This window comes from Exiguobacterium sp. KJ 601, from assembly GCF_027161185.1.
Taxonomy (GTDB): domain Bacteria; phylum Bacillota; class Bacilli; order Exiguobacteriales; family Exiguobacteriaceae; genus Exiguobacterium; species Exiguobacterium profundum.
Genome location: NZ_JADHZG010000001.1, coordinates 974788 through 999065, shown reverse-complemented (window position 1 = coordinate 999065; position 24278 = coordinate 974788). Strand labels below are relative to the sequence as shown.

Annotated in this window: 30 protein-coding genes; 2 read left to right on the top strand and 28 right to left on the bottom strand. The window is 45.6% G+C overall.

Annotated features, from left to right (window positions below; translation table 11 throughout):
- Positions 1–33: 33 nt before the first annotated feature.
- The 13 genes from gcvPB to IRJ25_RS05015 form a co-directional block, all read right to left on the bottom strand.
- A complete protein-coding gene (gene gcvPB, locus IRJ25_RS05075; protein ID WP_196430853.1) occupies positions 34–1509 on the bottom strand; it encodes an aminomethyl-transferring glycine dehydrogenase subunit GcvPB in 1476 nt (491 codons plus the stop codon).
- Entirely contained in the window at positions 1509–2846 is a 1338-nt protein-coding gene (gene gcvPA, locus IRJ25_RS05070; RefSeq protein WP_269318240.1) for an aminomethyl-transferring glycine dehydrogenase subunit GcvPA, read from the bottom strand. The genes gcvPB and gcvPA overlap by 1 nt, the downstream gene beginning before the upstream one ends.
- 25 nt (positions 2847–2871) lie before the next feature.
- Positions 2872–3948 (bottom strand): glycine cleavage system aminomethyltransferase GcvT, encoded by a 1077-nt coding sequence (gene gcvT, locus IRJ25_RS05065; RefSeq protein WP_269317863.1) that lies wholly within the window; start codon positions 3946–3948, stop codon positions 2872–2874.
- Positions 3949–4096: 148 nt separating this feature from the next.
- On the bottom strand, positions 4097–4435 hold the full coding sequence (locus IRJ25_RS05060) for a hypothetical protein (RefSeq protein ID WP_269317862.1): 339 nt from the start codon (positions 4433–4435) through the stop codon (positions 4097–4099).
- A complete protein-coding gene (locus tag IRJ25_RS05055; RefSeq protein WP_214781457.1) occupies positions 4432–4920 on the bottom strand; it encodes a shikimate kinase in 489 nt (162 codons plus the stop codon). Before IRJ25_RS05055 ends, IRJ25_RS05060 begins: the two co-directional genes overlap by 4 nt.
- Positions 4913–5212 carry a hypothetical protein gene (locus IRJ25_RS05050; RefSeq protein WP_269317861.1) on the bottom strand — a complete coding sequence of 100 codons (300 nt, stop codon included), beginning with the start codon at positions 5210–5212 and terminating at the stop codon, positions 4913–4915. The genes IRJ25_RS05055 and IRJ25_RS05050 overlap by 8 nt, the downstream gene beginning before the upstream one ends.
- Positions 5176–5592: a hypothetical protein gene (locus IRJ25_RS05045; RefSeq protein ID WP_269317860.1), complete on the bottom strand. Its 417-nt coding sequence runs from the start codon at positions 5590–5592 to the stop codon at positions 5176–5178. The genes IRJ25_RS05050 and IRJ25_RS05045 overlap by 37 nt, the downstream gene beginning before the upstream one ends.
- A gap of 13 nt (positions 5593–5605) precedes the next feature.
- Positions 5606–5842 carry a hypothetical protein gene (locus IRJ25_RS05040; RefSeq protein ID WP_074036688.1) on the bottom strand — a complete coding sequence of 79 codons (237 nt, stop codon included), beginning with the start codon at positions 5840–5842 and terminating at the stop codon, positions 5606–5608.
- Positions 5829–6236 carry a prepilin-type cleavage/methylation domain-containing protein gene (locus tag IRJ25_RS05035; protein WP_236548985.1) on the bottom strand — a complete coding sequence of 136 codons (408 nt, stop codon included), beginning with the start codon at positions 6234–6236 and terminating at the stop codon, positions 5829–5831. Before IRJ25_RS05035 ends, IRJ25_RS05040 begins: the two co-directional genes overlap by 14 nt.
- A 20-nt stretch (positions 6237–6256) precedes the next feature.
- Positions 6257–6559, bottom strand: a complete 303-nt coding sequence (locus IRJ25_RS05030) for a prepilin-type N-terminal cleavage/methylation domain-containing protein (RefSeq protein ID WP_074036684.1) — start codon at positions 6557–6559, stop codon at positions 6257–6259.
- 15 nt (positions 6560–6574) lie between these two features.
- The gene (locus tag IRJ25_RS05025) at positions 6575–7552 is read right to left on the bottom strand and encodes a type II secretion system F family protein (protein ID WP_269317859.1); all 978 of its coding nucleotides are present in this window, start codon (positions 7550–7552) and stop codon (positions 6575–6577) included.
- Positions 7534–8340 carry an ATPase, T2SS/T4P/T4SS family gene (locus IRJ25_RS05020; RefSeq protein WP_214816411.1) on the bottom strand — a complete coding sequence of 269 codons (807 nt, stop codon included), beginning with the start codon at positions 8338–8340 and terminating at the stop codon, positions 7534–7536. The genes IRJ25_RS05025 and IRJ25_RS05020 overlap by 19 nt, the downstream gene beginning before the upstream one ends.
- A 58-nt stretch (positions 8341–8398) precedes the next feature.
- Entirely contained in the window at positions 8399–8785 is a 387-nt protein-coding gene (locus IRJ25_RS05015) for a Spx/MgsR family RNA polymerase-binding regulatory protein (protein ID WP_012726596.1), read from the bottom strand.
- Positions 8786–9034: 249 nt separating this feature from the next.
- Here IRJ25_RS05015 and IRJ25_RS05010 point away from each other — a divergent pair, with 249 nt between their 5' ends.
- Positions 9035–9298, top strand: coding sequence for a DUF2626 domain-containing protein (locus tag IRJ25_RS05010; RefSeq protein ID WP_012726597.1), 264 nt, complete (start codon positions 9035–9037; stop codon positions 9296–9298).
- 32 nt (positions 9299–9330) lie between these two features.
- Here IRJ25_RS05010 and IRJ25_RS05005 read toward each other — a convergent pair whose 3' ends face one another.
- Complete coding sequence (locus tag IRJ25_RS05005; RefSeq protein ID WP_269317858.1) at positions 9331–9948, bottom strand: MBL fold metallo-hydrolase; 618 nt, start codon at positions 9946–9948, stop codon at positions 9331–9333.
- Positions 9949–10105: 157 nt separating this feature from the next.
- Here IRJ25_RS05005 and IRJ25_RS05000 point away from each other — a divergent pair, with 157 nt between their 5' ends.
- A complete protein-coding gene (locus IRJ25_RS05000) occupies positions 10106–10285 on the top strand; it encodes a DUF2759 domain-containing protein (RefSeq protein ID WP_012726599.1) in 180 nt (59 codons plus the stop codon).
- 116 nt (positions 10286–10401) lie between these two features.
- Here the strand turns inward: IRJ25_RS05000 and IRJ25_RS04995 are convergent, their stop codons facing one another.
- From IRJ25_RS04995 to pstA, 14 genes are all read right to left on the bottom strand, one after another.
- Positions 10402–12318 (bottom strand): LTA synthase family protein, encoded by a 1917-nt coding sequence (locus tag IRJ25_RS04995; protein ID WP_214816398.1) that lies wholly within the window; start codon positions 12316–12318, stop codon positions 10402–10404.
- 224 nt (positions 12319–12542) lie between these two features.
- Positions 12543–13505 carry an ROK family glucokinase gene (locus IRJ25_RS04990; protein ID WP_159562473.1) on the bottom strand — a complete coding sequence of 321 codons (963 nt, stop codon included), beginning with the start codon at positions 13503–13505 and terminating at the stop codon, positions 12543–12545.
- 93 nt (positions 13506–13598) lie between these two features.
- Entirely contained in the window at positions 13599–13793 is a 195-nt protein-coding gene (locus tag IRJ25_RS04985) for a YqgQ family protein (protein WP_012726602.1), read from the bottom strand.
- The gene (locus IRJ25_RS04980) at positions 13790–14812 is read right to left on the bottom strand and encodes a M42 family metallopeptidase (protein ID WP_074036670.1); all 1023 of its coding nucleotides are present in this window, start codon (positions 14810–14812) and stop codon (positions 13790–13792) included. The genes IRJ25_RS04985 and IRJ25_RS04980 overlap by 4 nt, the downstream gene beginning before the upstream one ends.
- Before the next feature lie 12 nt (positions 14813–14824).
- Positions 14825–15877, bottom strand: coding sequence for a rhomboid family intramembrane serine protease (locus IRJ25_RS04975; protein ID WP_214781467.1), 1053 nt, complete (start codon positions 15875–15877; stop codon positions 14825–14827).
- Between the two features lie 123 nt (positions 15878–16000).
- Positions 16001–16957 carry an L-lactate dehydrogenase gene (locus tag IRJ25_RS04970; protein ID WP_214816389.1) on the bottom strand — a complete coding sequence of 319 codons (957 nt, stop codon included), beginning with the start codon at positions 16955–16957 and terminating at the stop codon, positions 16001–16003.
- Between the two features lie 169 nt (positions 16958–17126).
- Positions 17127–17897 carry a DUF92 domain-containing protein gene (locus IRJ25_RS04965; protein ID WP_269317857.1) on the bottom strand — a complete coding sequence of 257 codons (771 nt, stop codon included), beginning with the start codon at positions 17895–17897 and terminating at the stop codon, positions 17127–17129.
- On the bottom strand, positions 17876–18430 hold the full coding sequence (locus IRJ25_RS04960; RefSeq protein WP_159562476.1) for a 5-formyltetrahydrofolate cyclo-ligase: 555 nt from the start codon (positions 18428–18430) through the stop codon (positions 17876–17878). Before IRJ25_RS04960 ends, IRJ25_RS04965 begins: the two co-directional genes overlap by 22 nt.
- A 54-nt stretch (positions 18431–18484) precedes the next feature.
- On the bottom strand, positions 18485–18649 hold the full coding sequence (gene rpmG, locus IRJ25_RS04955; RefSeq protein ID WP_255313299.1) for a 50S ribosomal protein L33: 165 nt from the start codon (positions 18647–18649) through the stop codon (positions 18485–18487).
- Positions 18650–18733: 84 nt separating this feature from the next.
- Positions 18734–20935, bottom strand: a complete 2202-nt coding sequence (locus tag IRJ25_RS04950; protein ID WP_269317856.1) for a 1,4-alpha-glucan branching protein domain-containing protein — start codon at positions 20933–20935, stop codon at positions 18734–18736.
- Between the two features lie 15 nt (positions 20936–20950).
- Entirely contained in the window at positions 20951–21700 is a 750-nt protein-coding gene (locus IRJ25_RS04945) for a DUF4912 domain-containing protein (protein WP_214684022.1), read from the bottom strand.
- Between the two features lie 114 nt (positions 21701–21814).
- The gene (gene phoU / locus IRJ25_RS04940) at positions 21815–22477 is read right to left on the bottom strand and encodes a phosphate signaling complex protein PhoU (protein ID WP_012726611.1); all 663 of its coding nucleotides are present in this window, start codon (positions 22475–22477) and stop codon (positions 21815–21817) included.
- A 16-nt stretch (positions 22478–22493) separates the two neighbouring features.
- Positions 22494–23255, bottom strand: a complete 762-nt coding sequence (pstB, locus tag IRJ25_RS04935) for a phosphate ABC transporter ATP-binding protein PstB (RefSeq protein WP_224862754.1) — start codon at positions 23253–23255, stop codon at positions 22494–22496.
- A 110-nt stretch (positions 23256–23365) separates the two neighbouring features.
- On the bottom strand, positions 23366–24277 hold the full coding sequence (gene pstA, locus IRJ25_RS04930) for a phosphate ABC transporter permease PstA (RefSeq protein ID WP_269317855.1): 912 nt from the start codon (positions 24275–24277) through the stop codon (positions 23366–23368).
- Between the last annotated feature and the right edge of the window lies 1 nt (position 24278).

Here is a 24278-nt window from a genome sequence, read left to right as displayed (position 1 = left end):
GCGGGTCGATACAATCATCGACTCGCCCTTTCTTTATTTTACAGATGACGCCTCACGACGCTCATATTTCAAGACCGGTTTACGGGCAGCGAGTGTCTCGTCCATCCGTTTAACGACCGTCGTATGAGGAGCAGTCTGAACGATTTCCGGATTCTCTTCCGCCTCTCTGGCAATTTGGAGCATCGCATCACAGAACGCATCGAGTGTTTCTTTTGATTCTGTCTCTGTCGGTTCCACCATGATACATTCCTCGACATTTAATGGGAAATAAATTGTCGGTGGGTGGTAACCGAAGTCAAGAAGGCGTTTAGCGATATCGAGTGTACGAACACCAAGGGCTTTTTGACGCTTCCCAGACAAGACAAATTCGTGTTTGCAATACGTATCATATGGCACGTCGAACGCATCTTTTAGTCGCGCAAACATATAGTTGGCGTTGAGGACCGCTTCACGGGATACCCGCGTCAATCCTTCTGCGCCCATTGTCTTGATATAGCTGTACGCTCGAACGTTGATCCCGAAGTTTCCATAGAATGGTTTGATTCGCCCGATTGAATGTGGTCGGTCGTAATCGAGACCATATCCATCATCTGTTTTCGTCACGATTGGAGTCGGTAAGAATGGAATCAAGTCACGCTTCACCCCGACTGGACCTGAGCCTGGACCTCCACCGCCGTGAGGCCCCGTGAACGTCTTATGCAAGTTCAAGTGGACGACGTCAAAGCCCATGTCCCCAGGACGTGCGATTCCAAGAATCGCGTTTGAGTTAGCGCCATCATAATACAGCTTCCCGCCAGCTTCATGAACGACTTTTGAGATTTCAAGGATATCCGCTTCAAATAGTCCAAGCGTATTCGGGTTTGTCAGCATGAGAGCAGCCGTATCCGCTCCAACTTTTGACTTCAAATCATCCAAATCGACGAGACCGCGCTCATCCGACTTGACGGTCACCGTCTCGAATCCAGCAACGACTGCGGACGCCGGGTTTGTCCCGTGCGCCGAATCTGGTACGAGTACTTTCGTACGAGCCGTATCCCCATTACGCTCATGGAACGCTTTAATCAACATAAGCCCCGTCCATTCCCCATGGGCACCTGCCGCTGGTTGGAGTGTGACTTCGTCCATCCCCGTGATTTCAGCGAGTTGCTCCTGTAAGTCCACCATGAGTTCGAGCGCACCTTGAATCGTCTCAACCGGTTGCAATGGGTGAATATGTGCAAATCCAGGAAGACGAGCCATATCTTCGTTCACTTTCGGATTATATTTCATCGTACACGAACCGAGCGGATAGAAGCCCGAATCGACCCCATGGTTTCGAGTAGATAGAGACGTGTAATGGCGAACGACATCAAGTTCAGACACTTCTGGAAGTTCCGCCGCCTCTTTCCGAATCATCGTAGCCGGTAACAACGTCTCAAGGTCAACCTCCGGGACAGTCGGTGTCGGCAAATTATACCCAGTTCGTCCTTCACGTGATACTTCAAAAATTAGCGTTTGCTCGTGTTGCATTATTTCATCCCCCCAACCACTTCGACAAACTGATCAATCTCTTCTTTCGTGCGCAATTCCGTCGCGCAAACCAACATTTGTGTCTGACGCTCCCCTTCATACGTACCAAGCGGTAGACCACCGATCATGCCGCGCTCGAGTAGATGGCGCGATACTTCTTCTGCGTCACGTCCAAAATCCACGACGAACTCATTGAACATTGGTCCTTCGTCCACGATGTTGAATCCTGCAGCTTTTAACGCTTCTTTCATATAATGAGCGGTTTGAATATTCCGAACAGCCATATCACGAATTCCGTATTTTCCTAGAGCGGACATCGTGATTGAAGCAGCCAATGCATTAAGTGCTTGGTTTGAACAGATATTGGATGTCGCTTTATCACGGCGAATGTGTTGTTCCCGCGCCTGAAGCGTCAACACGAATCCGCGTTTGCCGTCCTCATCGACCGTTTGACCGACTAGTCGGCCCGGTAGTTTACGCATCAAAGATTTTTTGACCGCGAAGTATCCACATGACGGTCCACCAAAACTTTGCGGAATACCGAATGGCTGTGCATCTCCGACCGTGATGTCCGCACCGAGTGCTCCTGGTGACTCAAGAATCCCGAGGGCGAGCGGGTTGCTCGAAACGACGAATAGCGCGCCGGCTTCATGAGCCAATTCTGCCAATGTTTCTAAGTCTTCAATACGACCGTAGAAGTTTGGATATTGTACGACAAGACACGATGCATCCGTCAAATCGAGGTCTGACACGTCCGTCACCCCGTTCTCCACATCTGTGTAATCAACGGATAGACCTGGTCCGTCAGCATACGTACGGATTACATCCATTGCTTCAGGATGCACTGCACCAGAGACGACGACACGTTTTTTCTTCGTCTGCGCGCTCGCTAGGTAAGTCGCCTCAGCGAGAGCCGTGATCCCGTCGTACATCGAAGAGTTCGCGACGTCCATCCCTGTCAATTCACAAATCATTGTTTGGAATTCGAACATCGCCTGAAGTTCACCTTGTGAAATCTCAGGTTGATATGGCGTATACGCCGTATAGAATTCAGAACGCAAAAGCATATGGTTCATCACACTTGGTGAAAGATGATCGTACATCCCTGCTCCAAGGAAGCTCGGGTATGATTTCGTATGTTTGTTTTTATCAGCCAACTTCGTCATATGACGAACGAGATCGACTTCCGGAAGCGGAGCCCCAATCGCCGCCAATGATGCTTGTTCGCGAAGTGTTTCTGGAATATCTGAAAGAAGCGCTTCGATTGAATCGACGCCGATTGTCTCTAACATGTCTCGTTCATCTTGTTCGGTCATCGGTAAATAACGAAATTCCATTCTGTTCATTCTGAATCCCCCTGTTTCATTTCGTTCGTTTATAGAAAGGTGTCGGTACGCGTTCGGCTTCAATCTTTTTGCCACGGATGTCGATGACAAAACGATCTTCATCTTTGTAACGTGCATCGACTCGTGCCCATGCGATTGATTCATTTACAGTCGGAGGCATCGTACCGGTCGTGACAACGCCGATTACATTCCCATCCAATTCAACTTGCGCCCCTTGGCGGGCAATCCCACGACCGAGCAATTTCAATCCGATCAATCGATTCGGAATATTCTCTTTTTGGGTGACGAGTGCTTCCTTACCAACAAAATCAGTATCTAGCTTGACGGCAAAATTGAGATTCGCTTCGAATGGCGTGACCGACTCATCCAACTCATGACCGTAAAGCGGCAAGCACGCTTCGAAACGTAATGTATCGCGTGCGCCCAGCCCACATGGGGTAACACCCTCGGTTTCAAGCGCTTCCCAAATGGCAGAAATCGCTTCTGCTCGAGCATAAATCTCGAAACCATCTTCCCCAGTATACCCACTTCTAGAGATGATCGATGGCACACCCGCAACGTCCCCATTCATGAATTTGAAAAACCCGATTTCGTCGAGTGCCACATTTGTGATAGTTTGAAGTACGGATTGTGCATTCGGTCCTTGAATCGCAATCTGACCATATTCATCAGATTCATTTGTCACAACCACGTCACCCTTGACGTATCGACGAATGTGGGCTTCATCCTTTTCAATATTTGAAGCATTGACGACGAGCCAATAAGCATCCTCATCCAATCGATAGACAAGCAAATCGTCCACCACACCGCCGTCTTCAAGACAGAGAAGGTTATACTGGGCTTGACCAACTTTAATTTTCGAGATATCATTCGTCACCAAGTTTTGAACTTGCTCAAGCGCATTCGGCCCTTCGATTCGAATTTCTCCCATGTGAGATACATCAAACATCCCCACGTTTTGACGTACAGCCAAATGCTCTTCTTTAATCGAAGAGAACATAATCGGCATTTCAAATCCCGCAAAATCAACCATCTTCGCCTTCGGTTCGATCAAATCGAACAAAGGCGTACGTTTCAAAGTAACCTTTTCCATAATATCCCCCAATCCCGAACATAAAATGCTTTTGTTTTTGAAATCTTTCGTTTTCCATTCCACTTTAACAATTTTTATTCCTTCTGCATAGGTAAAAAGGCGAAAAAGAAAAAGGATGAAAAACGAAAACGTTTTCATCCTCATTATTTCATATTTTCGACTCGGTGGAAACGTCAGAACGTTCAATTCCAGCTGTCCGTTTGATTTCATGGGTTAGCTCAACGGCAGCTTGCTTCAATTCAATCGATTCATTCTTCGCATTGATCCCAAACTCTTTTATTTGAGTAACAGATCGATTGACCGCATCTACGTGTCCCTTGATTTCATTGACCTGTTGACCAATCACGTCTGCCCGAATTTTAAAACGTTCCGTCAGACGATTCAAACGACCAAATTCTGGTTTCATTTTGCTTTTGAACAAGAGATAACCGTATATCACAAGTCCGATTAATGAAAATACGATGATGGCGAAATTAATCCAGATCATACTTTTTCCCCCTTTATACGGATGATTTGCTTGGCGATGTCTTCAGGCGGTTGAGATGCATCGATGGATACACTCGCTGTTCGATATAATCGATCGCGTCGTTGAAACAACGTCTGAACATCCTCCCGTCCTTTTTTAACAAGTGGTCGTGCAGAATCTTTGATTCGTTCCCAACACATGTCGAACGGAAGATTTAAATGGATCATCGTACCACGTTCTCGCATCCAACGTATATTTTCAGAGCGCTCCACCACTCCGCCACCTGTCAGGATATAGTCAGCAGTGACTTGTTTCAGTACTGTTGATTCAACATCACGAAACGCAGACTCACCAAAACGGTCAAAATATGTAGCGATATCCATTCCAGTCATGGACTCAATGACTAAATCAAGATCGATGACCTCCCCATATTCTTTTAGAAACGAGAATAAGGTAGATTTACCTGTACCCATAAACCCCACGATATAAAACGGATTATCATTCATAAACCATCACCTCTTTATGCCGTTCGCCGGATGTTAACACAATGTCCACTTCAGTACGATTAGGTGCAATCGGACGACACGTCAGAGTTCCCGTCGGTTTATGCAACGTTAACGGTCGTTCAGCGCAACGCTCCTTCGCCAGTAACAAATGCGATTCAAAACGAATCGCTAAGATTTCCTCTGACAGTCGCCTCGTCGTTCGTTCCACATCAGTATACCAAAATAACGCGGAGCCGAGTAACCAAACAACAATGGTCAAGGTGATGACGAGAAAGAAGCCTGCTTCATGCACATGACATGCCGCTCTCTTCTGAACGATGAATCTTTCCATGAGATTCGAAATCCCTTTCCGACCGTTTCGACATGATACTGGTCGATTCCTCTTAAAAAGAGTAAGTTTCCTCCTCCATCTCCGACCATAACCAAATTGCCATTTACTTGTTTGATCGTCCATGACCATCGCTCCTCATCCGATTTGACGAAATCACCCCGTAATCGTCCTTCGTCAACACGACAGTTCTCGCTATCTATCAGACGGCGCACAATCAGTTGAGGTGTCGTATGATGATTCCATTTAGGCTGTTCATAAAGATGTTGACCGAGCGTGAGCAGTTCCACTAAAAGAAAAAGAAACATGGGAAGGATCAGCAAAACGAACGTCATTTCAATCATCGTAAAGCCTTTTTCATAATGTCGGCAGACAAAATCCTTTCTCACACACTTGCTCACGCCCTGTCGGTTCAGTGGCTTCAAGCAGAACCTCTCCTTGTAATCGTTCATAGATGAACAGCGTATCACTCAACCGTTGGATTCGTTCGTTCCCCTGCATGACAAATGATGTCAGAATGAAAATCCACCCCATGACGACCGCAAGACTAACACTTAGCTCCCATAATGAGAAACCCGATTCATCCACTTTCACGAATAATCACCTCCGGTTCATAAGTCCCGATTCGAAATTTGAGCGTCACCGATGTCTTTCCACTGACGAATTTCCATTGTCCCGCATAAGAAGCTGTCGCTTGTGAAAAGGTCAAAGTGTTGTACGTCGGAAGATATACATCCACACCATCAGGAACATCAACCTCCCTGACGACCTCTCGCCCACACACAATCAGATAAGTTTGTTGTTTCGAAATCCAAATCAATCGTGGTACACAATCTCCCTCTTCTGAAATATAAGGAAATTGCCCAGCTTCTTGAATATTTGCTACCAATGAGTCCGTAAAATTGTAGAGCTCCATTCGTTCGAACGGTCTCGTACTCGGTGCACTAATCAATAGTAAGAACGACAGCACGACAAGTACCCAAGTCATTTCGACCAAGGTGTAGCCTTTCATTGTTTTTTTAAGGAGCCGTCAGTCGGTGAATACGTATAGGCGGAGGATTGACAACTATAAACGAGTGGATCTGCAGCCGACGCACGCTTAATCACTTCTAACGTTTCAGGATAGGCTTTATGTTCCGCGTAATGCAAGTTGATTTCAGATTCAACGATTCGAACGCTACCTTCGCAACTCACTTGGTCAGCACGAGATTTCCCGTCCGACAAAGAAGGGACAAGTAACAAGAGAAGAACTGATATAATGAGTAATACTGCCGCCATCTCAACTAATGTGAACCCACGCTCTTCCTTCATTTCATCTTTCTCCTTTCACAATTGAGCCATAATGAGTTTGACCGGTAAATAGAGTGTGTAAAAAAGAACACCAATCATGACACTGAGGATGCCGTATAAAGACGGTTCAATTTTCTCAATCAAACCCCGACTATATTGCTCCATCTCTTCGAATACAAGATCTCGATGAAGAGACATCAATTTACCAAGTTCCCCACTCATCGAACCCACACCTAATAGACTCACGACCTCATGATCGATAAACGGTTCACACCTCGTCGCCGCTTCAATCCCTTCACCTTCAGACATGCGATGGTGAATTCGCTTGGCCATCTCTGCCATTTCCCCCTCTTCCTCGGCTAGCCGACTGATAATCTGCCTAATATTCGTTTCAGTATGTTGGAGCAAGGACAACTCACTGACAAACACATAGGTCATATAGAGTGTTTTCCCACGTCTCCATACGTAAAAAGGGAGCTCTACTCCTCGACGATGGAATCCATATATGAGAACCGCGATTGCCACGAATATAGAAAACAGTACAGGAAAGAACCAATTCGACAATAGAATCGACCCCACACCGTCATGCGACGAGACATCTACCATCCCCATTAATTTCGGGAAAATGTATAAGGCATAAATCATGCCTAATGCAAGTAGGATGAAGAAGATAATCAACGGATAGCGAATTAGCCTCCGCAACTCCTGCTTTAACCGTTGTCGCATCTCGAGCACCATCGCCACTTGCGACAATCCATCCATGAATCGTCCGTTGCGGTCCGCCGTATGTAAAATCTCTTGCATCTGCCTATTCGTGATCAAGATGGAAAATACTTCAGACAAACTCACACCCGCTTCTAGACGAATCCTCATCTCTCGAATACAGTCTTTCATTTTTCCCTTCTCATGAAGTTCAAGCGTCTCCATGGTCACCTTCAATGACACACCTCGTGATTGTAGACGGAGAAAACGATGAATCATTCGAATCGATGGGATTATCGGAACGTTGACCATTCGCAAGTCACCTCCTGATTTCGAGTCAGTACACACCAATGTCTTTCCACGGTCGCCATACCAAGAAGTTGTGTCAGCCGCTTTTCTCCATCTTGAATCGATGCGGTATGAAAGGTTGTAATCGTCAAATGACCACTGAGCGCGGCATCGTATGCGACCATCAATTCTTCATCTGTCCGCACCTCACCAATCACGATAATATCTGGGTCGGCACGAAGCGTCTCTTTCAACAAGTTTCGATGGCTAAGTCCAGCTTTAGCATTCACTTCCAACTGAATGACACCATCGACCATTTGTTCAGGAGGGTTTTCAATCGTCACAATCCGCTCATGCTTCAGCTGATTTAAAAGGGCATACAGTACCGTCGTCTTGCCCGCTCCGGTAGAACCCCCTATAAAGAAAAGACCATGATGTGATGCCACCACTTTCTGAAATCGTTCTACATCGTGTGATCGTAACAAATGCTGGAGTTCAAACGTGTCATGGGGAATGCGCCAAGACATTGACGTCTGGGCGAACGACGGGAGAAAGGTCACCCGGATGACATCCTGATTCAATTCATAGACACCCGATTGTGGAATACGTTGATTAGATTCAGGTAGTGAACACCAATATCGCATATGAAGTGTAAGTCGATCATACAGCTCGACATCCATCGATTGAAGTGCAGCAAGCTTACTAGCAGAGCGAACTTGAACCTTTACTTGGTTTGCATCGGGTATAAAATGAAGATCACTCGCACCGATTTGACGTGCTCCATCTACTAGATCTTCAATGAGTTCCTTCATATCGTTCACCTCGAGACAAGCATAAAAAAAAGCCCACTATGTTGAAAGTGGACTTGTTTTATGAAACTTGAACCGCTGCAGTGTTGTGGCGACGAGCATATGTTTCGATTGAGACCTTGTCATATCCGACAATCACTTCTTTTCCATCAGTTAAAATCGGACGTTTCAAAAGCTTTGGATTTTCACTCATCAGCTTCAGAAGCTCACTTAATTTCAAATCCTCCACGTCAACATCGAGTTGCTTGAAGGCCTGGCTTCGCGTCGCAAGGAGAGAGTCGACTCCTTCCTCACTAATAGCAAGGAGCTGCAACAATTCGTCAACTGTTGGTGCATCTCTGAAAATGTGACGCTCACTCACTTGAAGTTCTTGTTCTTGTAAAAACGCTTTCGTCTTCCGACAAGAAGTACAGCTTGGATACGTGTAAAACATTAGTTCTGATGCCATTTTTATGTTCCTCCCTCATTCAACTTTCACTTCGCTCATTTTGTATAAGTTGATTATACATCTCTATACCCCGTTTGTACATGTTTTGTGCAACTTTTTTATAAATTTTGTACAACTTTATTTACCGAAATGATTTCACATATTTTTCACGATTATTTTGCTCAATTATCACGTTTCCATAGCATTTTTTCGAATGTGTTGGTAAAATAGTGAATGAGAATGGAATAATGCACGTATGGGGGGATTAACATGGCAAGAATGTTTCGTGTCCTAGGCTTTTGGACTGGACTAGTAGCGGCACTTGCTTTCGTAGGCGCACTAGGCGGCGACCAAAGTAGTAGTGAACATACTGGCGACTTTATCGTTATGGGACTTGTCTTCTTAGCACAAACGATTTTCTTCGTCGCTCTTGGTTACTTAAAACTAACTGAAAAAACGTATGTATATGTCTTCGGCGCGTATTTGACAATTTTCTTCGTTGTCTTTACGTATTGGAGCAACTTCCAAATGTAAAAAAAGATTGTCTCGCCGGAGACAATCTTTTTTTATGTGAAGAACGGATTTGTCCGCTTTTCTTCTTCTAGCGTCGTAATAGGACCGTGCCCCGAGTATAACGTCGTCTCATCGGAAAGGAGCTGCTTCATCCGATCGATGGACCCCATTAATGTCGACTGGTCTCCACCGAACAGGTCTGTCCGTCCGACGGATTGCTTAAAGATCAAGTCACCACAAAAGGCGATTCTTTCATCATCCATATACAATACGACACTCCCTGGGGAATGACCCGGCGTATGATAGATTCGAAATACGATGTTCCCAATTTCTAATACATCACCTTCGTAGGTTTTTTCTGCCGGTTTCATCGATGGTATCGGCAAGTTGAACGCAGAAGCGCCATTCTTTTCGCCATCTGTCAGCCAATCCGCTTCTAAGCGGTGTACATAGACTGGTACCTGGTAACGTTCACGGAGCGCATCGATTCCTCCGATATGATCGAAGTGCGCATGAGTTAACAGGACGGCGGATAGTGTACCGAAACGTTCGATTGTATCGAAGAACCTCGGGTCATCCGTTCCGGGGTCAATGACGACGACAGTGCCGCCTTTTTCAATCACATAGCCGTTCTCTTGTGCCAAGCCAGACGTAATCTTTTTGATTTGCATAGCATTCATCCCCTTCTTATTCAAAACAATATTGTGGCAAAATTGTTTCGATGTCAACCTTTGCTCGACAGCGACTCTATAATCGGATAAAATAATAATGATATTTCAGTGAAATTTTTATGAATTTCATGACGTATAATTAAAGGGGGAACTCGTCATGCATTTGTATGAACCGTTCGGATGGATTTCCGTCATCGTCGCGATTGTGGCTATTTGGGGAATGCTTCGTTCATTCCAAAAACGCCAATTCTTTCCGCTCGTTTTTGCAGGTTTAACTGTACTCGTATTCGGATTCTTTGGTGTCGCCACGTTGATCTACGGTGGAATTCCAGGTTAATGATTCGCATATGCAATCATCAAGCGACTTCGGTCGCTTTTTTTATGCCTTTTTTACGTTCATTCCCTCTGTTCCATAAAACGGACCAAATCACTATGTGACTTGGTCCGTACTCATTATTCTTCAGTTTGTTCTTTGAAACGGAGTAAGTCGGAGTAAATCAAATCATCGTTCATTTGCAGGATTTTTTCCGCTTCTTCCGTCATCGGACCACATAACGACGTATCTTCGACTACTTCACCAGAAGTCGCGTTATAACATGTCGACTGTGTCCAAACATATTCATCCGTCACGACCGTTCCGTCGCGGAAAATCGCGCGGCTGTTTCGATTTTCAGAGAATAAGTCGTTTCCGAATCCAATCGTATCTGACGTGTCGATTCCGAGTAAGTGCAGGATGGTCGGCTTCATGTCTACATGACTACCGATCGTTTCATGAACTTCCCCTTCTTTCTGGTCAGGCAAGTGAATGGCAAACGGAACTTGTTGCAATTTCGCCACGTCGAATGGTGTCAACTCATCTTTCCCAAGTAGCTCTGCCATCGCACTGTTGTGGTTCGTCGAAATACCATAATGGTCACCGTAGACGACAAAGATTGTATCTTCCCACATTCCATTCTCTTTCAACTGGTCGATGAAGAGACCGAGTGCGTAATCCTGATAAGCTAGAGCTTGCGGGAAGTTGTTCAACGTAGTTGAGCTCGTCTCAAATTTTGGTACAAGCTCATAGTCTTCACTTGGCATCGTGTACGGGAAGTGGTTCGTCAATGTGATGAACTTCGCGTAGTATGGTTCAGGCAATTCTTGAAGCATTGGAATGGATTGCTCGAAGAAGCTATCATCTAAGAGACCCCATTCTGTCATATCTTCAGGATTCCCGAGGTCATAACTCTTTTCATCAAAGAATTGATCGACCCCAATATTTTTGTACATTTGATCGCGGTTCCAGAACGATTTGTTATTCGCATGGAACACGGCTGAGTAATAATTTTCGTCCTTGACCAACTCAGGGAGCGCTTGATATTCGTTATCGGCGTTCGTAAAGTATACAGCACCACGCGGGAGTCCATATAGTGAGTTATCGAGTGCGAACTCAGCATCAGAAGTCTTCCCTTGACCGACTGTATGGTAGTAGTTCGGCCAGTAGTGAGATTCTTCAATCAGTTTGTTCAAGTTCGGCGTGATGAACTCTCCATTCGGCGCCTTCATGTTGTGAGTGAAATTCTGCGCCGATTCGAATGAAACCACGATGACATTTTTCCCTTTATATTTTCCGAATAAATCCGGATTCGGCGCCGCATAGTTTTGACGGGTGAATTGCTCAATCGTTGCGAGTTCTGATTCATCCGCCATCGCTTTTTGAGCCGATGTTTTCGTTTGGAGCATGGCATCATACACATGGAAGTTAAATGTTCCAATGTTTTTCACCAACAGCTCACGGTCAAATGAACGAGTCAACAATTCAGGTCGTTCCGTTTCTGCTAAAGAAAGGTTGAACAAGAAGACAGAGACCGCTACAACGAATGTGACGAGCGCACGTCGATGTGAAGCTACATTCTCTTTCATGTTCATTCGCCATAAGATAAACGGAAGGACAAACACGTCACCAAGAATGATTAAATCTTTCCATTCAAGAAGCGAAGTGAATGATGTCGATAACGTCTCCATGTTCGATGGTTGCATGATGACAGGCATTGTCAAATAGTCCGTGAATTCCCGATAATACACGGCGTCCGCAAACAAGATAAACGATGCGATCGCATAGAGCGTGTAGAGCACCCATTTTTGTTTGTTTCCTTTAAAGAAGAAATGGAAGGCAAACAAGAATAGTGTCGAACTGATCGGGCTAATCAGTAAGATAAAAGCTTGTGCGGTGTTTTCAATCGGAATGTTGAAGAAAAATTGATAGACGATATACGTCTTCGTCCAAAGCAATAACGTAAAAATCCAAAATAGACGATATTCTTGAAACGAAGCGCGGACCGTGTCGTTCAGTCTCGTCGATAGCTTCGAAAAGCGTTGAGATGAATTCATCTGACGGTCTCCTCCTCTTTTCAGTTTTCGGCATGTTTTAGTTGCCATTCTTTTTTATATTTGTTCATTCATTGTACAATTCGGATTGAATAGTACACGTCCAGTATCAAGTCCAAATCTTACCCCTTTTTTAATAAAAAATCAACTGTGACGTTACAAATTTTACAATATCCCATACCCTTTCCCACAAAAAAACACGCCTGCAATGTGCAGACGCGTCCGTTTCATACCCGTGTCGGAAGGAAGTGTTTCCGTGCCAGCCACGCACATCCAATCACACCGGCATCGTTTTCAAGTTCAGCGATTTTGAATGTTGTCGACTCGTAAACGCGCTCGAGCGCAAACCGTTTGAACTGTGCATCAAGCGGATCCAATAACGCGTCGCCAGCTTTTGAGACACCTCCACCGATGACAATCATTTTCGGGTTGAGCGTGTTCGCGATGTTCGAGATGGTCAAGCCGAGGTATTCAGTCATCTCTTCAATGACTTCTGTGGCGATTGAGTCACCGGCTTTATATGCTTCAAACACGTCACGTGCTGTCACTTCTTTCAACTCGTTTAATGAAGTATCTTGATTCTTACGCTTCTGTAATGCCAGACGTGAGATGCCGGTCGCCGAAGCAATCGTCTCGATACACCCGAGGCGCCCACAACCACACTTCACAGCTTTCGACTCGTCTCGTTCCACGGTAATATGCCCGATTTCTCCAGCCATTCCTGCCGTCCCATGAACGATATTCCCGTTCGTGATCACGCCACCACCGACACCTGTACCGAGCGTGATCGCCAATAATTCTGAAGCCCCTTCGCCCGCGCCCTTCCACATCTCACCAAGGGCCGCGGCGTTCGCATCATTTTCGAGCACGGCCGGAAGACCGACTGCTTTTTCGAACTCACTCACGAGAGCAAAATCTTTCCACCCGATGTTCGGAGAATATTCGACAACTCCTTCTGAGAAGTTGACGAAGCCTGGTGCCCCGATTCCCGCACCCGCAAAGTCTTCTTTCTTCTTACCTGATGTTTGTAAGTATGTTTCAAAAGAAGCTGCGATGTCTTTTGGAATATGTACACCATTCTCTCGAATATCCGTTTTGACTTCCCACTTATCCGAAATGATGCCGTTCATGTCTAAAACAGCCATCTTCACCGTCGTACCACCGATGTCGATACCTAATAACCATTTCATACCGTTCACTCCTCATCTCAACTAAATCGCTTTCATTGAATAGTGTACACTATTATCCCCTTAGTGCAACCCTTTGCACTAAGGGGATTTCTGTCAATCTGTTGAATTTTTTAATTCGTGGGTCAAAATGATTTTGGCCGTATCATACACACGTTGTTCGATGATGCCCCCTTCATACAATTCGTCGAGTTCCATCATCATGAGTGAGATTTCAGCATCCCGTTCTCCGATATAAATAATGGTACCGAACGATTTTAAAAACTGTTGGACATCATAAAAGTTTTTCATGCTTCTTCCTCCATCGTCGATTGTACATAACGATTTAACAATTCTCGTGTTGCTTCCATTGATGACACATGCGTTCGCTCATAACTATGGCTCGATTCGATTCCTGGCCCAACCAAAGCATGTCGCACATCATACCCTGCTCGAATCGCTGCCGAAGCATCTGAACCATAATACGGGTAAATATCTACCTTATATGCGATCTCATGAGTTTTACACAACGACGTGAACTTCCGTCGTAATCCGATATCATACGGTCCGGACGAATCCTTGGCACAAATCGAGACTGTATACTCATCCGAATGCTGTCCATCCCCAAGCGCGCCCATATCAACGGCAATGTATTCTACGACGTCTTCCGGGATACCCGCGTTTCCTCCAAATCCGACCTCTTCATAATTCGAAATCAAGAAATGAACGGTATGCGGTAAGTCATAACGGACCAAGTCTTTCGCAAGGTCCAATAGAATGGCGACAGAAGCCTTATCATCCAAGTGACGTGATTTCACGTATCCTGAAGATGTCACTCGAAAGCGAGGATCGAATGAAACAAAGTCTCCGATTTCAATCCCTAGTTCTGTCACGTCTTCACGAGAATGTACTTTTGCATCCAATCGGACTTCGATGTTTGATGCAGATCGCTCCGCTGAGTTCGTGTCTTTATAGACGTGAACACTCGACTGATGAATCAAGATTGTGCCTTCAATCGCCTCTCCTTCTTCTCGGTGGACGAGGCAGTTCTCTCCTTCAATCGCCGTCCATGCATATCCTCCTACTTGAGTCAAACGGAGACGCCCACTCGGTAAGATGTCTTTGACCATCGCACCAAGAGTGTCCACGTGTGCCGTCAACAGACGTGCCTTGCCAGAGCGACCTGAAAACGTTGCCAGTAGTGCCCCTTTATGTAGACGTGACGTCTTGACACCCAGTGCATTCAATTCTTGCTCAGCGAAACGGATGGCCTCTTCCGTCATACCGGAAGGACTCGGGATGTTAACGAGTGTTTTTAATGTTTCAATCATTGAATTCTCCCCTTACCAAAATCCGTACCCAACGAATAGTCCAAACAGCGAGATGGTGAGTACGGAAAATAAGATTCGTTGTACGCGGTTCTTCTCATCCGGCAGCCCGACGACTCCAGAAACGACAAAACCACCAATCAGACCACCCGCATGTGCGAAATGATCAAGACCTGCACCTAATACAAAGGCAAGTCCTACATTTAATCCTAACATAATAAAGAGCGGAGGTCCGAGCGTCTTCATGAAGAGAGAACGATCACGTAACCCAAAATATAAGAGCGCACCGACCAAACCAAATAGCGCTCCTGAAGCGCCTGCTGATATCGATTCGCTGAATGCAAACGATGTGGATGTCGCTAATATTCCACTTAGCAGATAGATGATTAAAAATCGTATGGAGCCATACATCCGTTCAACGAGCGGACCGAGCGACCAGAGTGCAAACATATTAATCGCAAAGTGGAACCAACCAATATGCAGGAACATCGGTGTAATCAAACGCCACCATTCCCCTTGTTCAATCAACGGGTTCACTTTGGCCCCGAATGCGATTAACGTGTTTGGATCAAGAGTCGAACCGACCGATTCCGCTAACCACATGACTAAAAAAGTGATGAACAGTAGCCCATATACCACTTGTGGTTTCCCAAAGGAAAATCGTTTCTTCAGCTCTGCTTTCTTTTTTCGGTCGAGGGAGACCGCTAGCATTCGGAACCGGTCCTCTTCCATAGTCGGTGTGCAAATCGAACGAGACAATGTCACTTTCGCAGGGATTTGGAACGTCAACGAGTCCACACGCTCTTCATCCACAAGGCGCTCGCCATAGACATGAATGGTCAATCGCTTCCGCCCGATACGAGATAAGCGAAATGCGTTCAAAATCGCGTCTATATCCGTCCCAACATGATTCGCCCATGCTTTTTCAGTCTGAATGAACAAATCATACCGATCACCTGCTTTTGTATCGAACAAGATGACCGCACGGGAGGGTTCGAGTATGCCTTCAATTCGCCCACCGTTTTCGACCTTTCGATATATATCTTCCCAAAAACAAGTTGTCGCCAACGAAACCCCTCCTCTCTCTCAATTCTATTGTAAATCACGAGACGACAGACGACCAAACGATGATTCGTTCTATATGTACAAAAACCCGTAACCATATGGCTACGGGTTTCAAAAGGATGGAGATTACAAGACAGGTTCCATCGTTTTCATGAGTACGTTCGCAGAATGTTGCATTTTCTCATGCTCTTCTTGTGACAACTCAATCTCAACGACTTCACGAACGCCTTGACGGTTGATAATCGCTGGTACACCGATATGGATATCGTGCAATCCATACTCACCATCAAGATGGGCACCGACTGTCAACAACGTATTCTCGTTACGAAGGACAGCCTTGACCAACCGAAGGAGACCGAGTCCAATCGCATAGTACGTCGCACCTTTACGTTCAATGATATGATATGCTGCGTCACGAACGTTGACATAAATGTCTTCAAGGTCTTCCCAACTATACTCATCATGCTCTTCAAGTAGTTGCTCGACCGATTTTCCATATATACGAGCGTTGCTCCAGGCAGCAAACTCAGTATCACCATGCTCACCCATAATGTAGGCGTGACAGTTACGCGGGTCGACGTTGAAATAGTCTCCGAGCATGTAACGCAAGCGAGACGTATCAAGCACTGTTCCTGAACCAAAGACACGATGTTTCGGAAGACCAGAATATTTCCATGCGAGATGTGTCATGATGTCGACCGGGTTTGAAGCAATAATGATAATTCCGTCAAAACCAGAGTCCATGATCTCTGAAATCATAGATTTCATGATCTTCGCATTTTTTTCAACGAGATCAAGACGTGTTTCACCTGGACGCTGCGGTGCGCCAGCCGTGATGACTACGATGTCAGCGACGCCACAATCCGAATAGTCCCCTGCCCAGACGCGCATTGGTGATGAAGCGAATGAAACCCCATGGTTCAAGTCCATCGCTTCTCCTTCTGCCTTGGCTTTATTAATATCGATGATGACAAGTTCTTCACATAGACTAGCTGTCGTCAACTGGTAAGCAAAACTCGCACCTACTGCCCCTGCCCCTACAAGTGCGACTCGTGTTACTTTAGCATGATTTAATGTTTCCATAATGATTCTCCACCCTTCAAACAATCTGTTTCATGTTTTTGTTATCTCTGTTACAAATAGATTGTAACATCATTCACAAACTCTAACTACAGCGGAAACCGTTTTCACTTTGGCGATATTGTGACAATATTCACATTCGTTTGGAACACCTTCATTTTCTGTACTACCCTCATCCAAACACAAAAAAACAAATCATCGTTGCCCCACAAACCGAAAGAAAATTAACCGCATCATTTCCGAGAAAACGCCATCCCGACACGTAACTCGTCGGCACGTCGTGATGTATTTTTTGCTCGGTCAACTTTCCACAAACAGCACAACGAAACGTTCGTTGGACGGTCGCACCAAGTAGCGTATCAATCATACTACCAGTTAATCCAATCACCCATAATAAAAGAAGAAGCGTGATGCTTAAGTCAATGAAAACAAGAGAGGATATGACAATCAACAATGCACCAAACATCGACATGACGGTACCGAATGTCGAGACGGCCCCACTCATTCCCGGTTCGACTCGCTTAAAGGTAAACATGAACCGAGGTTTCCGCTTCGAGAGGACACCAAATTCAGATCCCCACGTATCGCTCGTCGCTGCCGCGATGGACACGACATACATATAGAGGTAGACCGGATCATTTGTAAACTGATAACCGAGTGCACATAAAATCCCGACCCCACCGTTAGCCAACACTTGCATGGCATCACGAGCCCCCGTCTTCTCGACAATCTCATCTACTCCTTCTTTATCGCGAGAGCGATATTTCGAAGCGAGAGAAGAAGTCGAAAAAAACACCCCAAGCAAGTATAGACCGAACCATCCGAAGGAGAATCCAATCACCGAACCGGTCACTATCGTCAACAGTGCCCCAGAACGAGTCAACGAGCGTAACCGATAACCGAGATAGGCGACGAAACAAGTTACAGCGAATATGGCGAACACTGAATCATCTCCTTCTCTGTCACGATCCATTGAACGGGTAGGTCGTGCGGCTCAGTTGGTACTTGATCGACAATCTGAACGGTATATGCCAAAGCAAGTGTTCTACCTTTATAGGTTTTTAAATAGCGATCATAATAGCCCCCACCCCAACCGATGCGATAACCGGTTCGATCGAAAACGCGCCCCGGAACAAGACAAAGGTCGATCACTTGCGTAGTCGCTGGAGTGGTCGGCTCTAAAATATTCATGACTCCCTCTTCCAAATCATCAAATGAATGAATGATGTGAAACGTAAGTCCCCGCTCCGTTACTTTCGGGACGCAGACCGTTTTTCCTTCTTTAAAGGCCATATGAATAATCGGGGACGTATCAATTTCTAGAGGGAGTGACAACGTTAGCGCGATTGTTTGACTTTCAATCCATAAGTCCGAGGCAAATAATGATTGGTGAATGACTTCGTCCGCATGATGTCGATCCGCCATTTGTTTGATGTATTGATGAATCGTGCGCCGCAGCGCTGTTTTCTCTTCCACAACGTATTCCTCCTTACAAAAAAAGCCGCCACATATGTGACGGCCGGTCCCTCATTACTTCACTTCGCGGTAAAGCGTGTGACGACGGAGACGTGGGTTGTATTTGCGCAACTCGAGGCGCTCAGGGTTGTTACGTTTGTTTTTCTTCGTGATGTACGTGCGATCGCCTGTTTCTGTGCAAGCTAATGTAATTTTAACGCGCATTTCTTTCACTCCCATCTTAATGATGTTGTATCAAGTGCTTTTGCTTTACAGTCTAAGCATACTCAATTATCCTACCAAGTTTCTTGTGAAAAAGCAAGGTTATTTCACGTTCTTTTTCATTGATTCCTGTCCATACGGAGAAGTCTCAAGAGGTAGGCATGTGTTGACGTTCTCACTCACGTTATACCATTGTTTCAGGTCGTGAATCGAGATCTCTTCACCGACATAAACGCGTTCTGATGCAGAAAACACACTGTTTTCGATTCGATGGATTGCATCGAACAAACCACCGTGACCATGCGGATTGCGAGTCGCTTCAAAGGACAACATAGTTGAGTATAACGGAATCGCAAGGGATTGCGCAAGTTCTCTTGCAGCAGGAATTGTCATCCAATCGAAGTGATGAATCACTTTGAAGGAAACACGTTTCGAAAGTTCATGTACTAGTTTTACATAGGCGATATTTTGTGTAGCCACCTGGTTCATAACATGCTCTAAAAATGGGCTAGTTGGGCGAACACGATACACATGTATGTTTCCTTGACGTTCATACTCAGGCAACTCGTCATGATATGGCGTTAATACATAGACAACTTCGCCATCGTCCGCTCTCGCCTCGATTTCATCGACGACCCGTCTTCCGAGTCCCCCTACGATATGACCGTGATATTCAGGCGTGAGTACTAAAATAGCTGATTTTTCATCTTCGCGCTCGATTGTCACATAGTAATCGTGAGGAGATAAGAACGAATCAATATCGATGTCTTCGTCTTGAAGGAATGGATATGCAGCATAATGATCATGTAGCAACTGCTCCGATACTCCATCCTGATAGAGTGCCGTTTCAAGTTCTGCAAAGAGTCGTGTGTGTTCACGGAACCGTTCGGCGGCATATTGCGCCGTCGTTTGCCCATCCAAGATGAACGCCCAGTCACTCGACACAGCCAATACGTAATGACGGATTAATTGTTTCAAGGCGCGATTCGTCGCTTCCGATTGATTACGATAGTCCGCCACATCTTTTACGAGTTGCATCTCCATCATGTGCAAATGACGAAGCATCCACTCATTTCTTTCGTTAATCCAAACTTCACCATAACCTTTACGTCCCCATGTATTCATCGACACGTGGACCGTCTGTAAATCTTTAAAGTGACGTTCAAGGAAGAGCGCTGGCGTGATGGTTTCAATTCCAAATTCAGCAAGTCTCTCTGCTACTTTCCCAAGAAACTCTGGCCCCTCAAACCACCAGTGACCGAACAACTCCGCATCGAACGGAGCCGTGACTAAAAATGGTGGGAATGTCTGAGCACCGTGCGCTTCAAGATGTGATTCTAACGTTTTGGCAAAATCGGTCGCATGGTTTTCAATTTGATGTTCCGCCCATTCGCGCACGTAGAAATCCTTTTGATCCGTATCACCCGTAATCCGGTGCATTTTTAAACCCGTATCAAAACGAATTCCTTCCGGATGCATGAAGGACTGGATATAGTCCCAGTCCCGATCGTATGCCAAATCGCGGTAAAACTCACGATAATCCGGATGGCCTGGATATCCGATCATTGAACTCCAAATTTTACCTGAGATGATTTGATCCCGAGGGAACAACGCGACGCCATGTGGTGAATAAACAGGGGCTCCAATTCCTTTCTCTGGCGTCGGATCTGCGTCGAGAAGAGCATGTTCATCGACAAATGTGTAGCGAATTCCTTCTTCATAAAGAATCCGATCAACTCCTGGTGTATAAGCACACTCTGGTAACCAGATGCCTGTTGGACGGAACCCATAATGACGTTCGAAACAGTTCAAACCTGTGCGAATCTCAGCGCGCGCCGCCTGTTCCGTGAAGAGATGTGGATTAAAGCCATGGGTTGCCGTACATGTCACCATGTCAATATAACCTGCCTCACGATATGTACGGAACGCCTCATTCAAATTTTTATTCCAATGAAGGAACGTATTTTTTAAATCGTGGTATCGTTGACGATAAAAATGTAACGTCGCTGTTTCTTCGTCTGTTCGGTCCTCAGACAATTCGAGGGCAATCAATTCGAGCATATCGTCTAAGTGCTCCACATAGCGATCCTGAATGAGAGGATCGGCAAGCATTTCAACGACAGGTGGGGAAATACTAACCGTCCAATGCAAGGGACGCTTCAAGCGATCGACTTGCCATAGAATCGGAAGATATGTCTCAGAGATGGCCTCGTAAACCCATCTTTCTTCTAAACGGTGTTTCTCTTCATGCCTAACGTACGGTAAATGAGCATGAAGGACGAGTGAAAAGTACCCAGGTTTCATAATAAAAAGTCCTCCTTAACGCACGAGTCGGTATGCTGCATATTTTGGTAACGTATCAAGTAGTTCTGGAGAATCAACTTCCCCGTATTGCCAACGTCGGACCGGTTCTGCGAATCGTCCGACTCCAACTGGTTCTGCCCGCGGCGTATCAAGCGGATTTGATGCGACGATTGGGAGAAACTCCCCTTCCATCGTCCGAATCCCAAATTCAAACACATATGTCGTATTCGGGTCGAGAGGGCGAACGAACCAGCTGTTCGTCATTTCAGGAAGATCGAATGTATAGGAGCGGTTTGCGTGACCGCTATTGTAATCAAGTAACGTAACATCAAGGATGCGAAACGCCTTCGGCAATTCTTCCCAGCGTCGCATAAATTGAAGCACTAACGTTTCTTTCACGAGATCAGATACTTCCCAGCATACATACACTGCGTTTGGAGACTGTACGACCGCATGCATAAAGTCCACGTTGTACCGATCGGGTAGCTTCCAGTATCCTTCCGGACCCTTTTCAAGAAGTGGAGAAGTCGACACGTTGGCCGTCTCTTTCGCTGATGCCACTTGTTTGCGTGAGGTCGTCACCGACGTCTTTGCTTTCTTCGTTTCACGCTTTTTTTTCACAGGGGCAACCGCCTCCACTTCCTGTTGCTGATTTCTCCATTTACGCCATGCGTATTGGACTTTGCCAATCGGGACGTCTAATTCTGCCGCAATCTGTTTTAACGTAAGACCTTGTTGTTTCAAGGATACGATTTTCTCTTCCATCTCTATATGGCTCCCTTCATGTAAAATCCATGTAGACTATTATTCGCTCCTTGAGTTTGTATTCCTGCCCAAAAAAATAAAGAACAACAGCACTGTTGTTCTTTACCACTAATCTTATTGATTCAAATCATAATGTTTCCCTTTTTCGAGGAAAATTAAATGTTCTCCGAAGTTCGTCACATGATCGCCCATCCGTTCGAGGTATCGAGCAATGTTCGAGAATTCGTATACATCGTTCGTCCCAACCGTCATGGCCGGAAGAGAACCGATATATTGTTTAATCACCGTTAGATTGATGTCATCAATCACGCGGTCCATCTCATTGAGTTCACGAACACGGCTCACTTCACCTTTACGATAGGCACGTGTCGCCAGTTCAAGCATGTCAATCAACTGCTCGGCCATCTTCTTGAGCGGTTGGATGTCAAGTACATAAGGAACGTGCTCGATTCGTGTCACTGCTTTTGCGATGTTTGTCGCATAGTCCGCAATGCGTTCAAGATCTGTCGCTGATTTCATCGTCACAATCAGACGTCGTAAGTCAGTCGCGACTGGTTGCTGTTTTGCAATCAATAGAATCGCTTCGTCATTGATTGTCAACTCCAACTCGTCTAACTCGTTATCGTTATCAATCACGGTTTTAGCCAATTCGAGATCATGTTTTTCCAACACTTCGATTGCCGTCGCCGTTTGGCGCATCGTCAAGTTTGCCAATCGTACAACTTTATCTTCTAATTCAGTCAACTTCGTATCAAAAAATGTGCGGTTTTGTGCCATCAATCCAGTCTCCTCCTTAACCGAAACGGCCAGAAATATAGTCTTCCGTCCGTTTGTCAGATGGATTCGAGAAAATCTTATCTGTTACATCGAACTCGACAACTTCTCCATTTAAGAAGAATGCCGTTTTATCCGAAACACGGGCAGCTTGTTGCATGTTATGTGTCACGATGATGATTGAATATTGTTCTTTCAACTCTTGTACCAATTCTTCCACTTTCAATGTAGAGATCGGATCAAGGGCAGACGTCGGCTCGTCCATTAAGATGACATCCGGTTCAATCGCTAACGTACGCGCGATACAGAGACGTTGTTGTTGTCCACCTGAAAGTCCGTACGCATTCTCATTCAATCGATCTTTTACTTCATCCCAGATTGCCGCACCACGTAATGAACGCTCGACAATTTCATCGAGTACTTTCTTATTTTTGATTCCGTGCGTCCGCGGTCCGTATGCCACGTTGTCATAGACCGATTTTGGGAACGGGTTCGGTTGTTGAAATACCATCCCGACCGACGTACGCAAGTCTTCTACTTTATATCCACGGTCGAAGATGTTACGACCATGATACAAGATTTCACCGTTCGTCCGAACCGATGGAACGAGTTCGACCATACGGTTTAGAGTCTTAATGAACGTCGATTTCCCGCACCCAGATGGTCCAATGATTGCCGTGACTTCATTCTTTTTAATATCGAGGTTGACGTCAATCAAAGCCTGGTCTTCTCCATACCACAAGTTCAAATTGTTGACGACATAGGCGCTATCTTTTTTCATCTCAGTCGTTGTCGGTTCTGTCGTAGTTGTATTCACGTTTTGATCTCCTTTGTTGAGCTCTTGTTGTTTCATCATCTCGAGCTTCCTCCTCATTCATCTGCAAAAAAGACTTAGTGTCGATTTGTATATTTGTTTCGAATATAGATTGCAACCGAGTTCATCGCGATGAGCATCGTCATGAGTACGATAATCCCTGCTGCTGCTAAGTTTTGGAACTCTGCTTGTGGTCGACTCGTCCAGTTATAAATCTGGATCGGGAGGGCCGTGAAGTCAGAGAAAATGTTACTCGGTGTCGTTGAAATGAATGTTGCCGCTCCGACCATGATGAGTGGAGCCGTTTCACCAATCGCACGAGAAACCGCTAGGATAATTCCCGTAATGATCCCTGGCAACGCCGAAGGTAACACGACGTTAAATGTCGTCTGCCACTTCGATGCCCCGAGCGCTAGCGAAGCGTGTCGTAATTCCATTTTGACTGCTCGTAGCGCTTCCTGTGAGGCCACGATGACAATCGGCAAACTCATGAGACCGAGCGTCAAGGCACCGGCCATAATCGAGTTCCCTAATTCCATGACTCGAACGAAAATCGTCAATCCAAGCAATCCGAATACGATTGACGGAACGCCTGCCAAGTTCGAAATGTTGACTTCAATAAACGAAGTCATGCGATTTTTCGGAGCGTATTCTTCCAAGTAAATTGCCGCTCCAACACCGATGACAAACACCATCGGTACGATCAATAGCATGAGCCATAACGACCCAATCAACGCAGGATATAATCCAGCCTGTTCAGGACGGCGCGACGGGAAGTTGCGTAAGAAATCGAGGTCGACCCATCCTACACCTTTTGACACGATGTCATAAATCAACGTCGATAAGACGACGAGTGCAAAGACGAGTCCCGCCAAAAAGATGTACTTAAATATTTCATTCAATTGTAAACGTCGTTTAATTCGTTGAGACACGGTCTCACGATTCATCAAGTTCTTCGTATTCTTGAACTCACTGTTCGGTAAAGCCATA

Excerpts from the sequence above, each read along its gene's own strand:
- IRJ25_RS05035 (WP_236548985.1), bottom strand. The coding sequence starts at position 6,236 with ATGACTTGGGTACTTGTCGTGCTGTCGTTCTTACTATTGATTAGTGCA.
- gcvPA (WP_269318240.1), bottom strand. The coding sequence starts at position 2,846 with ATGGAATTTCGTTATTTACCGATGACCGAACAAGATGAACGAGACATG.
- IRJ25_RS04945 (WP_214684022.1), bottom strand. The coding sequence starts at position 21,700 with ATGGAAGAGAAAATCGTATCCTTGAAACAACAAGGTCTTACGTTAAAA.
- IRJ25_RS05000 (WP_012726599.1), top strand. The coding sequence starts at position 10,106 with ATGCATTTGTATGAACCGTTCGGATGGATTTCCGTCATCGTCGCGATT.
- IRJ25_RS05060 (WP_269317862.1), bottom strand. The coding sequence starts at position 4,435 with ATGATCTGGATTAATTTCGCCATCATCGTATTTTCATTAATCGGACTT.
- IRJ25_RS05030 (WP_074036684.1), bottom strand. The coding sequence starts at position 6,559 with ATGAAGGAAGAGCGTGGGTTCACATTAGTTGAGATGGCGGCAGTATTA.
- pstB (WP_224862754.1), bottom strand. The coding sequence starts at position 23,255 with ATGAAAAAAGATAGCGCCTATGTCGTCAACAATTTGAACTTGTGGTAT.
- IRJ25_RS04990 (WP_159562473.1), bottom strand. The coding sequence starts at position 13,505 with ATGAAATGGTTATTAGGTATCGACATCGGTGGTACGACGGTGAAGATG.
- pstA (WP_269317855.1), bottom strand. The coding sequence starts at position 24,277 with ATGGCTTTACCGAACAGTGAGTTCAAGAATACGAAGAACTTGATGAAT.
- IRJ25_RS05055 (WP_214781457.1), bottom strand. The coding sequence starts at position 4,920 with ATGAATGATAATCCGTTTTATATCGTGGGGTTTATGGGTACAGGTAAA.
- IRJ25_RS04950 (WP_269317856.1), bottom strand. The coding sequence starts at position 20,935 with ATGAAACCTGGGTACTTTTCACTCGTCCTTCATGCTCATTTACCGTAC.
- phoU (WP_012726611.1), bottom strand. The coding sequence starts at position 22,477 with ATGGCACAAAACCGCACATTTTTTGATACGAAGTTGACTGAATTAGAA.
- gcvT (WP_269317863.1), bottom strand. The coding sequence starts at position 3,948 with ATGGAAAAGGTTACTTTGAAACGTACGCCTTTGTTCGATTTGATCGAA.
- gcvPB (WP_196430853.1), bottom strand. The coding sequence starts at position 1,509 with ATGCAACACGAGCAAACGCTAATTTTTGAAGTATCACGTGAAGGACGA.
- IRJ25_RS05045 (WP_269317860.1), bottom strand. The coding sequence starts at position 5,592 with ATGATTGAAATGACGTTCGTTTTGCTGATCCTTCCCATGTTTCTTTTT.
- IRJ25_RS05010 (WP_012726597.1), top strand. The coding sequence starts at position 9,035 with ATGGCAAGAATGTTTCGTGTCCTAGGCTTTTGGACTGGACTAGTAGCG.
- IRJ25_RS04980 (WP_074036670.1), bottom strand. The coding sequence starts at position 14,812 with ATGATTGAAACATTAAAAACACTCGTTAACATCCCGAGTCCTTCCGGT.
- IRJ25_RS04985 (WP_012726602.1), bottom strand. The coding sequence starts at position 13,793 with ATGAAAAACTTTTATGATGTCCAACAGTTTTTAAAATCGTTCGGTACC.
- IRJ25_RS04995 (WP_214816398.1), bottom strand. The coding sequence starts at position 12,318 with ATGAATTCATCTCAACGCTTTTCGAAGCTATCGACGAGACTGAACGAC.
- IRJ25_RS05005 (WP_269317858.1), bottom strand. The coding sequence starts at position 9,948 with ATGCAAATCAAAAAGATTACGTCTGGCTTGGCACAAGAGAACGGCTAT.
- rpmG (WP_255313299.1), bottom strand. The coding sequence starts at position 18,649 with ATGGGAGTGAAAGAAATGCGCGTTAAAATTACATTAGCTTGCACAGAA.
- IRJ25_RS05025 (WP_269317859.1), bottom strand. The coding sequence starts at position 7,552 with ATGGTCAACGTTCCGATAATCCCATCGATTCGAATGATTCATCGTTTT.
- IRJ25_RS04970 (WP_214816389.1), bottom strand. The coding sequence starts at position 16,957 with ATGGAAACATTAAATCATGCTAAAGTAACACGAGTCGCACTTGTAGGG.
- IRJ25_RS05020 (WP_214816411.1), bottom strand. The coding sequence starts at position 8,340 with ATGAAGGAACTCATTGAAGATCTAGTAGATGGAGCACGTCAAATCGGT.
- IRJ25_RS05015 (WP_012726596.1), bottom strand. The coding sequence starts at position 8,785 with ATGGCATCAGAACTAATGTTTTACACGTATCCAAGCTGTACTTCTTGT.